At 40.3% G+C, this 13,598-nt stretch carries 13 protein-coding genes; 9 read left to right on the top strand and 4 right to left on the bottom strand.

What is annotated here, in order from left to right; translation table 11 throughout:
* Positions 1–173: 173 nt before the first annotated feature.
* The gene (locus NT010_01430) at positions 174–1,760 is read right to left on the bottom strand and encodes a DUF2860 family protein (protein MCX5804717.1); all 1,587 of its coding nucleotides are present in this window, start codon (positions 1,758–1,760) and stop codon (positions 174–176) included.
* Positions 1,761–2,006: 246 nt separating this feature from the next.
* Complete coding sequence (locus NT010_01425; GenBank protein ID MCX5804716.1) at positions 2,007–2,771, bottom strand: 3',5'-cyclic-nucleotide phosphodiesterase; 765 nt, start codon at positions 2,769–2,771, stop codon at positions 2,007–2,009.
* A 243-nt stretch (positions 2,772–3,014) separates the two neighbouring features.
* Here NT010_01425 and NT010_01420 point away from each other — a divergent pair, with 243 nt between their 5' ends.
* Both NT010_01420 and hflX read left to right on the top strand, forming a co-directional pair.
* Positions 3,015–3,509, top strand: a complete 495-nt coding sequence (locus NT010_01420; GenBank protein ID MCX5804715.1) for a transcriptional activator RfaH — start codon at positions 3,015–3,017, stop codon at positions 3,507–3,509.
* A gap of 178 nt (positions 3,510–3,687) precedes the next feature.
* Positions 3,688–5,226, top strand: a complete 1,539-nt coding sequence (gene hflX, locus NT010_01415; protein MCX5804714.1) for a GTPase HflX — start codon at positions 3,688–3,690, stop codon at positions 5,224–5,226.
* On the opposite strand, the gene NT010_01410 is transcribed toward hflX, so the two are convergent.
* Together NT010_01410 and rlmN are read right to left on the bottom strand one after the other, a co-directional pair.
* Positions 5,198–5,695, bottom strand: a complete 498-nt coding sequence (locus tag NT010_01410) for a PaaI family thioesterase (GenBank protein MCX5804713.1) — start codon at positions 5,693–5,695, stop codon at positions 5,198–5,200. The two genes, hflX and NT010_01410, sit on opposite strands and share 29 nt — an antisense overlap.
* A 44-nt stretch (positions 5,696–5,739) precedes the next feature.
* Positions 5,740–6,768 (bottom strand): 23S rRNA (adenine(2503)-C(2))-methyltransferase RlmN, encoded by a 1,029-nt coding sequence (gene rlmN, locus NT010_01405; GenBank protein ID MCX5804712.1) that lies wholly within the window; start codon positions 6,766–6,768, stop codon positions 5,740–5,742.
* A 292-nt stretch (positions 6,769–7,060) separates the two neighbouring features.
* On the opposite strand from rlmN, the gene mraZ reads away from it, so the two are divergent.
* The 7 genes from mraZ to mraY are packed head-to-tail and all read left to right on the top strand — an operon-like array spanning position 7,061 to position 13,524.
* Positions 7,061–7,501, top strand: a complete 441-nt coding sequence (mraZ, locus tag NT010_01400; protein MCX5804711.1) for a division/cell wall cluster transcriptional repressor MraZ — start codon at positions 7,061–7,063, stop codon at positions 7,499–7,501.
* The gene (gene rsmH / locus NT010_01395; protein ID MCX5804710.1) at positions 7,501–8,373 is read left to right on the top strand and encodes a 16S rRNA (cytosine(1402)-N(4))-methyltransferase RsmH; all 873 of its coding nucleotides are present in this window, start codon (positions 7,501–7,503) and stop codon (positions 8,371–8,373) included. Before mraZ ends, rsmH begins: the two co-directional genes overlap by 1 nt.
* 6 nt (positions 8,374–8,379) lie before the next feature.
* Positions 8,380–8,682, top strand: coding sequence for a hypothetical protein (locus tag NT010_01390; GenBank protein MCX5804709.1), 303 nt, complete (start codon positions 8,380–8,382; stop codon positions 8,680–8,682).
* A complete protein-coding gene (locus NT010_01385) occupies positions 8,679–9,635 on the top strand; it encodes a hypothetical protein (GenBank protein ID MCX5804708.1) in 957 nt (318 codons plus the stop codon). Before NT010_01390 ends, NT010_01385 begins: the two co-directional genes overlap by 4 nt.
* A gap of 19 nt (positions 9,636–9,654) precedes the next feature.
* Complete coding sequence (locus NT010_01380) at positions 9,655–11,106, top strand: UDP-N-acetylmuramoyl-L-alanyl-D-glutamate--2,6-diaminopimelate ligase (protein ID MCX5804707.1); 1,452 nt, start codon at positions 9,655–9,657, stop codon at positions 11,104–11,106.
* Positions 11,093–12,448, top strand: a complete 1,356-nt coding sequence (locus NT010_01375; protein ID MCX5804706.1) for a UDP-N-acetylmuramoyl-tripeptide--D-alanyl-D-alanine ligase — start codon at positions 11,093–11,095, stop codon at positions 12,446–12,448. The genes NT010_01380 and NT010_01375 overlap by 14 nt, the downstream gene beginning before the upstream one ends.
* Positions 12,448–13,524, top strand: coding sequence for a phospho-N-acetylmuramoyl-pentapeptide-transferase (gene mraY / locus NT010_01370; GenBank protein MCX5804705.1), 1,077 nt, complete (start codon positions 12,448–12,450; stop codon positions 13,522–13,524). The genes NT010_01375 and mraY overlap by 1 nt, the downstream gene beginning before the upstream one ends.
* Positions 13,525–13,598 lie beyond the last annotated feature (74 nt).

Here is a 13,598-nt window from a genome sequence, read left to right as displayed (position 1 = left end):
GTAATAAATATTATTGGATATTTTTAGATTCTAAGGCAATAGGAAATACTATTGTAAAACATTGTAATACTTGTGTTTTTCAAGTATCTTATCTGTATTGTTGATCGTGTTTTTAAAGTGTATGATATTGGCACGGTAAGCATCAAATATGATGGTATAATTTCCCTTTTGCCCTAAAATCTGTACTCTATGCCTATAGAGGCGACAGATCTGTCATAATCGTAAGTACTGATGTTGGCGTTGTCTCTGGTGTAGGTTAACTGTCCGGTGATGTCAACATTCTTGAAAATTGTGTAAATAAGGCCGAGAGAATTAGTAAATGTATCATCCCTTCTTCTCATGTTAAACACCGTATTGTCGTGTTTGTATTTTGTGAATGCAGCATCCGATGAGTACTGTAATTTGAGGTTTTTCTTCAAGGGGTAAAGGAAGCTCAGACTGAATCTGTCCTCATCGTAGGACCAGTTGTGTCCGTCTGTTCCCATTGCAGTATAGGTATACTTAAGAGTAAAGAGTCCTGTTCCTTCTTTGAAAAAATATGTCCATCCGAGAGAACCGCTGTTGCTCTCACCATCCCGGTCTTCATTGGGGTCCTTTGCCGTTGTCGAATCTGTAGTGTTGTAGTATTTATTCCGCATAAAACCGTAGGTAAGCTCCAGAACGTTCTTTTCGTTGATCATGTATCTTGCAGTCGGGGTAAATCCCATCGTGATAAGATACCGGGTATCCTGCCACCAGGCGAGCTTATTGAGGAAGTCATTGCCCTTTTCCCTCTGAAGGTTGATGTAGCCTAATATAAGAGGCAAAGTAAAAGCAACCTTGCTGAAGCTGTATCCCGGAGTAACGCTTAAGGACTGCTGAGCGAGGTTGTAATCATCCCTTCTCATGTACCGTTCTGCAGAGAGGGAATATTGCACGGAAAGGTTGTAGGGGGTTTTGAAAGAAAAAGGTGCAATATACATGGCGCGGAGTGTTGTATTAAGTGCAGTATCTTCCTGGCCGGAAACCATCCATGCGTTGCCCGGGTTATCAAAAACAGTGCCCGATGAAGGGCTTGCGTTGACGTTGGTGTCGTATTTGTAGCCTAACCCTATGCTGAACCTGAAGGGACGCTCTGCCTCTATCTTGTCTGTTACCGCCCTTTCATAATCCCTTGCATAGGTAGCAAGATCGGATGTGGGGTCAAGAGTAATCAATGACTTAAAACGCTTCTGTGAGTCCTGCAGCTTCCCTATCTTCATATAGGCGCTGGCAATCTGGAAATCAGCTGCCTGGGCAAGGGTCTTGTCCACTTCTTTTGCATTTTCAAAGGCAGTGATGGCTTCGGCATTTTTGTTCTCTTTAAGGAGAGCAAGTCCTTTTAAAAACTGAATACGGGCAGGGGCAACTCCTTCCTTTTCTCCCACTGCTATCCATTTATTTGCTTCCTCAATATTATCGATCTGATATAGTGAGTCAATAAGTTCTACAAGGGCTTCTTTTACAGGAGGGTTAAAGGTGACGGCATCCCGCAGATGGGGTACGGCCTCTTTGTAATTCTCCATGATTTTATAGGTAAGTCCGAGGTAAAAGGCTGCCGCTGTTGATGTAGGATCAAGTTTGCGTGCCTGGGTAAGGTTTTCAAGACATTCTTCGTAATTCTCTTCTTTAAAATCCTTAATACCTTGCTCCAACGGAGTTTGTGCATGTACGGCAGCAGTGGTCAGACAGAAGATATTGATTACAGTAAAAAGTGATAATACTGTAAAGAGTTTTTTCATCAAGACACCCCCGATAATTATATTTTATAAAGTATCAAAAATTATTTATCTATGTTTGAAATTAAAAGCTTATTTAATACAATTAATTAATAACATAAATTATCGTAAAATACTATGAAGTAGAAAAACAATTTTTAATATTTAATTTAACAGTATGCCTAAAGTAGAATTTGTAAATATATAAAATAACAGATGTTACATTTATGAATCTTCTATTAATTTTCGATTACAAATTGAAGGTTGGTTTTAAATCTTCAGGGTTGATCCCTGTACAAGGGGTGTAATATTTTTCCTGCCTGATTGGCTTAAATCTTTTAAAATTTCATCCAGGAAGACCGGTTTTATATGGCTTATATAAATCGGCATGTTTTCAAGTCCAAACCTGTCGAGATGCTCAATAAGTATGGAAAGCGTCATGTGTCCGGAAATCTTTGCCATATTCTCTAAGCGGTTTGGAAATGAGACGTCGGCAATAATATATTCTATACCTTTCTCTTCCCTTGCCACCTCCCAGAACCTTTGTGTGGGTCCCGTATCGGAAGTAAACATAAAACCTTTTTTACCTTCTTTTATTATATAGCCCACAGTGTAAACGGTATGCGTCATAAGAACAGGTTTTACGGCTATTTTATCTATGAGCGTTACCTGTTCCAATGGTATTTCCTGCAGGTTTACAAAAGCATTTTTTACAGAAGGTATTATTGTAAAATCAGGCCATATGAGATTGTTGAAGAGGTTTTTTGATATAATTTCAAGTATGTTTTTCAGGCTTAGCAGCCTTAAACCTTCCCTGTCCAACATGGCAAGCTCATCAACGAGCGAAAAAATACCTTTAACGTGATCAATATGAGTATGACTTATAATTATGTTCTTTATTTTATGTACCCGGCTGTCGTCGAGTACTTCAGTAGTTGTACCTGCATCAAGTAGAAGAGTATCGTTGATCAGGAAAGAGGTTGCTCTGTAATTGCTCGTTACATTACCATAACACCCGAGTATTTCTATCTTCATTTATTGCATAATATTAAAAAATCCTAATTATGTCAAGATTATTTAGCAAATTTCTTATATAAATGCCTTTCAGGACTTTTGTATACAATGATGCCGCCGATCGCCTGTAAGGCTAATAGATTATCCCGATGAGAAACATCATTTGAATCAAGCCTTGCAAAATGATTTGAAAACATTCATTTGACTTGTAAAATTGTATATTTTAGCTGATAATGAATAATAATATAACATAAGGGAACTATAATGAAAAGATGGTTTGTTGTAAATACAAAGCCGAAAAACGAGGACAGGGCTGCAGGCAACCTTTCAAGCGGGGGTATAGAAGTCCTTGCCCCGAAGCTTAAACTGAGAAAATATAAAGACGGTAAATTCATATATGTGATAGAGCAGATGTTCCCGGGATATATATTTGCGAAGTTTCACCCAATAGATGATTTTCATCTTATAAAGTACACAAGAGGCGTGAAGACGATCGTACATTTTGGCAGCAGGATTGTCCCTGTTCAGGATGAAATGATTGAATTTATCAGATACAGGCTTGAAGACGGTGTTGCAATGCTTGAAAAAAAGCCGTTCAAGAAAGGCGCAAAGATTCTGGTCAAAGATGGACCCTTTAAAGGCATAAGCGGGATATTTGAAAAAGAACTGGAAGGCAAAGACCGTGTAATGGTCCTTCTTGACAGCGTCAAATATTCGGCAACTGTAGAGATAGACGGGGATCTTATTATCAATGAATAAGCAGGGGTATATTAAACCTTGCAAGCGGTTTAAATAATTTAAAAAAACGAGGCAGACCATAGAACTCTACGGCAACACACAGGGACTTAACCACCTTATAAGAAGAAGACTTCTCAACCTATACACAAAAAGAATCGAACCTTCACAGATTATTACCTTTGACACAGCAAAAAACATAATGCAAATCTCGAGAGAAATATCGAGACAAGTAGGTCTTATTATAAACCGCAGGGGGCTTGTCGAATATGTGGTTGTTGGAGAGAAAGGAAGGATCGAGATACCCCATCTCGTGACTGAGAGAGTTGGAAGGGAAAGATTCAGAGGAGTACGTTTTGTCCATACGCACTTAGAAGGAGAGCTTCTCTCAAAAGAGGACTTAACCGACCTTGCTATATTGCAGCTTGATCTCATTGCTGCTATCACCGCAAGAAGAGGTGAGTCAACAGAGATGATACATATCGGCCATCTTATACCGGAGGATAAAAACGGAAAGGCATGGGAATTTATTGGTCCCGTGGAAATACAAGACCTTGAAATTGATTTCATCGGGCTTGTAAATGAGCTTGAAAATGAGTTTGTTAAGACCAGAGGAAGCCTTTATGTGCTTGGTGAAGGCAGGGAAAAGGCTGTCCTTGTATGCGTTGTCCTACCCGGCAAGCACAAAGACGTGGAAGACAATATGGCCGAAACAAAAGACCTTTGCTATTCCGCAGGTATAATCGTATTGGATACGGCAATACAAAAGCCGAAGGAATTGCATCCGAAGTATCTTATAGGCAAAGGCAAATTAGAAGAAACAATCATGAAATGCCGGCAGCAGGATGCAGACCTCCTTGTTTTTGATGAGGGATTAACCCCGGGGCAGATAAAAAATATCTCTGCCTTGACAGAACTGAAGGTTATTGATAGGAATCAATTGATACTCGATATTTTTGCTCAACGGGCAAATACAAACGAATCAAAGATCCAGGTTGAGCTTGCCCAGCTTAATTATATTCTTCCACGTCTTGCAGATAAAAATACCGCTCTTTCCCGGTTGACCGGCGGAATAGGCACCAGAGGGCCTGGTGAGACAAAACTTGAGGTTAATAAGAGCAGGATACGTGCAAGGATTGCATTTCTGGAAAAGAAACTTGAAGAAATACGAAAAATACGGGATAAAAAGAGGGAGAGAAGAAGGGACTCAAATATACCCATCGTATCAATTGTCGGGTATACAAATTCAGGCAAATCAACATTACTTAACCTGCTTACAAAAAGCAATGTTGAGACAGAAGACAGATCTTTCAGCACATTAAATCCTACAACGCGGCTTATAAAATACCCTGAAAGGAAAAACATAATCGTAACGGATACGGTTGGTTTTATCAAAGATCTGCCCGAAGTGCTGCTAAGAGCTTTCATTGCTACCCTTGAAGAACTGGAAGATGCGGACATCCTGTTGCATCTTGTGGATATAAGCTCATCTGACTTTGAAGAGAAGATGAATGTTGTGGAAAAACTCATTACAAAATTAAACCTTAAAGAGAAAAAATTATTTGTTGTTTTTAACAAGATTGACAAGATTGACAGGGCATTCCTCAATCGCATAGAAGACCGTTACCGGGCAGTCTCCATATCATGCAAAAAAAAGGAAGGAATAGAGCGACTACTTCAGGCAATCGAGATGGAACTTTCCGAAGGACATTCTAAAGTTGAGTTTCTAACAGAGACATAAAATATGCCTTGACATCAGGCGATATACGACCGAAGTCCATCCTGTCTATAAAATCTCTGACAGACAGGTCTTTTGTCTCCCGGAATACTGCGTTTATCTTTGCACAAATATTGCCCATGTCATCTTCTACCCAGGCAGATGCATGGAAGTTCCTGCCCTTAACCTTTATAACCTTCCCTTTGGCGACATAAGAAGAATTGCACATAACCGGTTTTAAAAATTCCATTTCAACATGCCGGGTCATACATATCTTTTTTGTCTCCATGAATATGATATACCAGATAATGACATCGAGGATGCCGAAGATCATGCCCCCATGCAAAACATCCCTGTAACCCTCAAACCTGTTATTAATACTGAAGTTACAATATACCATGTCGTCTTTATGGTACATCTTCAGTTTTAATCCGTCTTCCCTGTCTAGATCGCAGAAAAAAGAACCTTTATATGTTGGCAGCATACCTTCCATTTCATCCTCCGTTTAAAACAACATTCTAAGTCTCTTCTTTGTTTTTAAGGCCTTTCATTTAAGTACTTCATTCCCAGTTGTCCGCAGGCCCCGCCAATGTCTTTTCCCCTGGATTCCCTTACAATAACGGTGAAGTGTTTGTTCAGGAGATAAGCATGAAATTGCTCTATAGTTTTATCCGGCGGTGTCTTAAAGTCAACATATGGTGATTCATTGTAAGGGATAAGGTTTATCTTGCACCGAAGCCCGGCCAGCACCTCGGAGAGAAGTTTTGCGCTTTCCGGCGAGTCGTTAACATCTTTTATCAGAATATACTCAAAAGTAATCCTGTTGCGATTACCTCCTTTAAAGCCTTTTACATAATCTATAATCTCCCGTATCGGATATAATCTGTTAATGGGCATAAGGTATGTCCTTGTTTTATCATCTGCTGCATTCAGAGATATTGCAATGCCTGCAGCTTTCGGATCTATCGTTTTCAGCCCCCCTATCAAGCCTACCGATGACACAGTAATCTTCCTGTGCGAGAAATCAAGACCTATTGGGTCTTGCAGTATCTCAAGAGCACGCATGAAGTTGTCGAGATTGTCAATGGGTTCACCCATGCCCATGAAAACTATGTTTGTGATTTTCCTGTCGCCGAGATATTGTTTTGCCCCTATAAGCTGCCCTACAATCTCTGATACCTTGAGATTCCTTATAAATCCTATTTTTCCGGTAACGCAGAACCTGCATCCCATCCTGCAACCTATCTGGCTGGATATGCAGAGTGTATTTCTATCTTTTTCCGGTATTAAAACGCTTTCAATAAGATTCCCGTCTTCTCCAAGGAATCCGAATTTTACGGAGCCGTCCGTTGATATCAAGACATCTATTATTTCAGGTGGTTTTAGATCAAACATATCCTTGAATATTACCCGCAGGCCCTTCGGGACATCGCTCATCTCATCGAAATCAAGGGTGTCTTTGTTATATATCCATTTGAAAAGCTGCCGGGACCGGTATTTTTCTTTTCCGAGAGCCCCAATCAGGGTTTCAAGTTCTTTTAGTGTTAGGCCGTAAAAGTTATTCATACTCTGGCTGATTATATGGAATATTTTTGTAAATTATTTTGATAGGATAAAATAACAAAAAAGGTGTGTCCTTTCAACCGTTAAATGTCGAGAGCATTCCGGTCTGGAGTTCCACAAATTTTTTAGACGTACGGCCTGAATGCTTTTTCCCTGTTCTTTCAAAGCGCTTTTTTATCATGGAAAAATAAAGATACTCCAAATGCCGCCAATAACTGAAAAAAGCCTTGACAAAATTTATAGTTATAGTATAACTCTTTAAAGTGGTAAAAAGTGTATAATGGTGGGATAAAAAATGTTCGCCGGAAGATTTGAATACGCTATTGATGATAAAAGCAGAATCAGTATTCCTGCAAAATTCAGGGAGATACTGTCGGCAAATCACGATATGAGGCTGATGGTCACGAATCTTGACGGCTGTATTGTTGGTTATCCGTACCAGGAATGGATGAGTATACAAGCAAAGATATCAAATTATGGAGCTATAAAAAAAGAAGCGCGGACATTTTTAAGATACTTTTATTCCGGTGTTACCGAATGCCTTATAGACAAGCTCGGCAGGGTTCTCATACCGCAATCACTTAAGGCTGACGCAGCCATCATAAAGAATGTCGTAATCATTGGTGTGGGCAACAAAATTGAAATATGGGCACAGGAAAGATGGGAAGAACTGGTTAAAAAAGCAACTTCCGACCCTGATCAAGTAGCCGATATTGTTTCGGAACTCGGTCTTTGATGAATGTCGTACATACACCTGTTCTTCTTGAAGAAGTAATAAAAAACCTTGTAAGTGAAAAAACGAATGTTTTTATTGACGCAACAGTGGGAGGGGGAGGCCACGCGTCTGATATCCTTGAGAGGTACAAAAATGTAAAACTTATCGGTCTGGATGCTGATGAAGACATTTTGAAGATTGCCAAGGAAAGACTATATGAATTTGAAGGAAGGGCAAGATTGATCAGGGGAAACTTCAGGGATCTGAGGGAAATATTAACTTCTGAAGGTATTGCATCCTGTGACGGCATCCTTTTTGATCTCGGTCTTTCAACTTTCCAGATAACAGGGAAAAGAGGATTTAGCTTTAATGACGACAGCTTTCTTGACATGAGAATGGACAACAGGTTGGTGTTAACAGCATATGATGTTGTGAATAGCTACGACTATAAAGAACTGCTGCGAATAATCAGAGACTACGGAGAGGATTACCGGGCCCCGGCTATTGCAAAAATGATTGTAGAGACAAGAAAGAAAAAGTCGATATCTACAGCAAAGGAGCTTGGCAATGTCGTGCTTAAAGCAAAAAGAAGAACAGGGAGGATTCATCCTGCAACAAAGACCTTTCAAGCGATCAGGATTGAGGTCAACGATGAGTTAAGAGGCCTGCAAACAGGCATAGAAGCAGCCATAGATATGCTCTCCCCTGAAGGCAGGATAGGAGTTATTTCTTTTCATTCCCTTGAGGACAGGATTATAAAGGTAGCATTCAAAGATTCACCTGTCCTCAATATAATAACAAAAAAACCTATAAGGCCGGAAAGAGTTGAAGTAAAGGAGAATCCAAACTCAAGAAGTTCAAAATTGAGGATAGCAGAAAAAAAAGGGGGTTAGGGCAGAGTGAACAATGGGGTGTATGTTTCAGTAAAAAGAGACAGAGAAACCAGGAATTTCCCGTCAATCTTTATGGGAATTCTTTGTTTTATCGGTTTCATTTTTTTATCTTTTTTTATAAAGGGTGTATACAGCCATGTCAGGGAAGATTTGTTGGAAATATTGCAGAAGGAAAGAGAGGTTGCTCAAATTAATGAAAATTTAAAAATAGAATACTTAGCGACAACACGGGCAAGATTTCTCGAACTGCAGGCAAAAAAACTCGGTCTTAAGAAAGCAAAAGAAGAAGAGGTCCTGGTATTAAGATGAATAAAAAGGCTAATAGAAGAGCCTTTTTTGTTTGTATGTTTATTTTTTTGATGTTTGTGTCAATAATCATGCATCTGCCGGAAAAAATAAGTTTTCAGAGAGTTTCCACTGATCAGAAAATAGTACCGGCAAATATGAGTATATATATGCAGGAAAATGAAAGAAAGATTATACCGAAAATAGTATCGGTCTCAACAGCTCAGGCAATACAACCGGTACGAGAAACACAGACTGAACAAGCTGCTGTCAACAAAAAGGTGTCTCCACCTGTGCCTGGAAATGATTTTATTGAACCGTCGTTCTTTATGTCGCTCCCCTTAGTTTGCTTTGCCATTAAGGAAGGGCTGATAGAAAAGGAGGGCATGATCCCGGCAGGTAAAGACAACGGGAATGCTGCCCAATGGAAAAAGCCCATTGATATATTATATGACAAGGACGTAGAGGGCTTAAAAAATATCTCAAAAACAATAGGCATAAAACATATGATGTTATTCCTGAAACAGGAAGGGATTATGGTAAAGGAAGGACTTTCTGCAGAAGAAATCATGCTGGGCAGAGGTTATGTCCTGGAAAAGAAAAAGTTGCTATCGCTCTATAGCGACACTGTTTCAAATGAGTATTGCAATCTATTCCCCTTTACCGTTAACGGGACGGTGATTATCGGGAATAATGGGCATTTTGAGTTTACAGCGATGAAGAATAACGCTAAGAAACACCATAATGCAGAGAATGAAGAACGGCTGATGCCGAACCTGATGAACCTTCCAATTAAAGTCGCCCTTGAAAAACTTGCAATCAATACCGCAAAAATAAAGATACACGGGAGCGGCATTGTTGCCGAGCAATTTCCCAAGCCCTTTGAAAGAATAAACGGGGAAACCGAATGCATCATTTACGGGAAAACGCAAAAGCAACAAAACGGTTTCCCTGTCACATTACCGGATAAACGTTGAATTAAGAGGATAAGCCCGGATGAAGCTTGATGAGTTAATAAATAATATACCTGCAATCGAGGTTATCGGCAATACCGACATCGAGATTACAGGTATTACCAAGGATTCAAGAAAAGCAAAGGAAGGTTACATTTTTTTCGCAACAGAGAAAAGCGAAAGGTTTATAAACGATGCAGCAGACAGGGGTGCAAGCGTTATTGTATCTGACGGAGAGGTAAAAACAAACTTTCCCTGTTCCATAAAAACAGATGACCCGAAGGGCCTTCTGGGGAATATTGCATCGAAATTTTACGGCTTCCCGTCAAAGAAACTATATATAATAGGCATTACCGGCACAAACGGGAAAACCACAACAACCTATCTCATCGAGTCCATGCTGAATACTGCCAATAAAAAAGCAGGCCTTATAGGAACCATATCATACCGTTATGACGGTCGTACCTTTAAGGCATTTAACACTACGCCAGGTGCTGAGGAACTGCATAGCCTTCTCCATGATATGAAACTTGCCAATATGGAATATGTGGTGATGGAAGTTTCATCGCACGCTCTTGATCAGAAAAGGGTTGAAGGGGTGGATTTCGATACGGCAATTTTTACGAACCTTACCCACGACCACCTTGATTACCACGGTACTTTCGAAAATTATAAAGCAGCAAAAAATCTTTTTTTCTCACATTTTCTGAAAAAGAGCTCAAAGAAGGAGAAATACGCCATAATAAATGCAGACGATCCCAACGCAGATGGATTTATGCCTGGTCCACCTATCAGGACACTTTTATACAGCCTGAAAAAAACATCGGATGCATATATCACCACCTTCCGAGAAGACATAGGGGGTTTGCAGCTTGAGATGAAATTGATGGGAAAGCCTTTGTCAATTGTATCCCCGTTGATAGGTGTTTTTAATGTATCGAATATACTGGCTGCATCGCTTGCCGGTTATGCTGTAAACATGCCACATGAACAGATAAAAAAAGGGCTTGAAGGTCTTGAAGGCGTTCCCGGCAGACTTGAAAGGGTAAAGAACGGAAAAGGTGCCTATATCTTCATAGATTATGCTCACACGCCGGATGCATTGAAAAAGGTTCTTGAAATGCTCAATTCGTTAAAAAAAGGGAAACTTACTGTAATTTTCGGATGCGGGGGCGACAGGGACAGAGAAAAAAGGCCTGTAATGGGAAATATAGCCTCACAACTTGCAGACTATACAATAATTACATCAGATAACCCGAGAAGTGAAAGCCCCATGAAGATTATAGAAGACGTTAAAAAAGGGTTCATCGGTAATACATGCAGGATTGTGGAAAACAGAAAGGATGCAATCTTTGAAGGGATAAAAATAATAAGACAGGATGATATCCTTTTAATTGCAGGAAAAGGGCACGAAGACTATCAAATTATAGGCGACAAGGTTTTTCATTTCAGTGATAGAGAAGTTGTCGAGGAGTTTTTAGATGTGGCATGTTGAAGAAGTTGTCAAAGCGGTAAAAGGTAAGTTGCTGAGAATCGGAAAATCATCATTTTCCGGAATATCTACAGACTCAAGAACCATAATGGATAATGAGCTGTTCATACCTTTAACCGGTAAAAACTTTGACGGACATCAATTTATAAGGGCCGCCTATGACAGGTCTCATGCAGGATCCATCTGTGAGAAAGGTCGCCAGGATACACTGCATGCCGGAGGCACGGTTATTCTCGTTGATGATGCTATGCAGGCGCTCCTCGATCTTGCATATTATAAAAAAGGGCTCACAAGGTCAAGTATCATCGCCATAACAGGGAGCAACGGCAAAACAACAACAAAGGAAATATTGGTTAATATTATAAAAAAAGGTTTTTCTGTTCATTACAATGAGAAGAACTACAATAATGCAATAGGCATATCAAAAAGCATCCTTTCCATAGAAGGTGACCCACAGTTTTGTATTTTTGAACTTGGAACGAACAACAAGGGAGAGATAAAACAGCTTGCCCGATTGACCGAACCGGATGTATCGTTGATCACAAATGTAAACCCTTCTCACCTTGAGGGTCTTTTGAATCTTGATGGTGTGCTTGAAGAAAAACTGAGCCTTTTTTACAATACAAAAGAGGGTGGGAAAGTCATCGTGAATGCAGATGACCCGAACATTTTGATCCGTTATAAGGACAACCAACATGTATTGACTACTTATGGTATAATCAATAACGCCGATTTTACCCTTTCCGTCGAAGAGGACCTGGGCTGGAAGGGTTCCCGTATTGTCCTCAAATGCCCCGGGGTCGAAATCAGGACAAGGACAACTCTTCTTGGAGGACACAATCTCTATAATATCCTTGCTGCCTCGACTATTGCATGCAGTATCGGAATAGACAGCAAACTTATATCGGAAGGTGTTGAAACATTTGATCCATACATGATGAGGTTCAAGCCTGTTGAGTCCGATAAAGGCTATATCATTTTAGACGATACTTATAATGCAAACCCCTCTTCAATGGAATGGGCAATAAAAACTTTGCTTGACCTGCCATGTAACGGAAAGAAGATGGTCATACTTGGAGACATGAAAGAACTTGGAGAAGAAACATCCTTTTACCACAGGAAGCTGGGCATGTTTTTGAATGATACCGGCATACCCATGATTCTGATAACCGGAGAGTATATGAAGGAAACCCTCGAGGAACTGAATGATGGGAGAGCCATTTTTTTTGAAAATAAGGAGCAACTCATCGATTATGCAGCAAAAAACCTTAAAAAAGGGGATACGGTGCTTGTAAAGGGCTCAAGAGCGGCAAAGATGGAAATTATAGTGGAGGCGCTTAAATAATGTTGTATCATCTGCTATATACGCTCCACACAAAGTTTTCAGTCTTTAACGTATTCAGATATATTACTTTCCGAACGGTCCTCGCGGTTCTTTCGGCCCTTGTTATAAGCTTTTTCCTTACTCCACTGATGATCAGAAAGTTTAACAAGTGGAAGATAAAAAGCGACAAGAGAGAGGATGTGCCTGAAAGGCATACGGAGAAAACAGGAACCCCTACCATGGGTGGATTTGTCATCCTTGTATCGACTATTATCCCCACGCTTTTATGGTCTGATTTGAGTAATTCTTATGTCTGGATAGTAACCTTTGTGCTTCTGTCTTTTGGCGGCATCGGCTTCATGGATGATATAAAAAAGCTTAGAAATGAGCGCGGCAAAGGCGTAACAGGCAGAACAAAGCTTATTTTGCAGATATTCTTTTCTCTTGTAGTAGGTGTGCTTTTGTATATGAAGGGCGGCCTTATCACAGGACTTACAGTGCCTTTCTTTAAAAATATTACGCCTGATCTCGGGATATTTTACATCTTTCTCTGCACGGTTATAATCGTCGGCGCCTCAAACGGCGTAAATCTTACAGACGGACTTGACGGACTGGCAATCGGGCCTGTCTTAACGGTATGTTTGACTTTTATGCTCTTTGCCTACCTTGCCGGCAATGTAAAGTTTGCCCAGTATCTGCAAATATTCTATGTGAAAGGCGCCGGAGAGCTTACAATACTATGCGGGGCCATGCTTGGTGCAGGCATAGGTTTCCTCTGGTATAACACCTATCCTGCAGAATTATTTATGGGCGATACAGGCTCTTTGTCGCTGGGGGCATCTCTTGCTGCCATTGCCATTATCATAAAACAGGAGATTTTACTTGTCATTGCTGGCGGGATATTTGTGATAGAAACATTATCGGTAATCATCCAGGTGCTTTCCTTTAAATGGAGGGGAAAGCGGGTTTTCAGAATGGCGCCCATACACCACCACTATGAATTGAAGGGGTGGAATGAGGGGAAGATCGTAGTGCGTTTCTGGATTGTTTCTTTCATACTGGCGCTTCTGGCTTTGAGTACACTAAAACTGAGGTAAGAAAGATGTTCATGGCCAACAGTTCACTGTTTAAATATTTGCAGGTGTTTACCCGGTACTCAATAACGATAGGA

It is taken from the genome of Pseudomonadota bacterium (genome assembly GCA_026388275.1).
GTDB lineage: Bacteria > Desulfobacterota > Syntrophorhabdia > Syntrophorhabdales > Syntrophorhabdaceae > JAPLKB01.
Note: the sequence above shows the minus strand (reverse complement) of the source record. Positions and strands in the feature narration are given on the sequence as shown.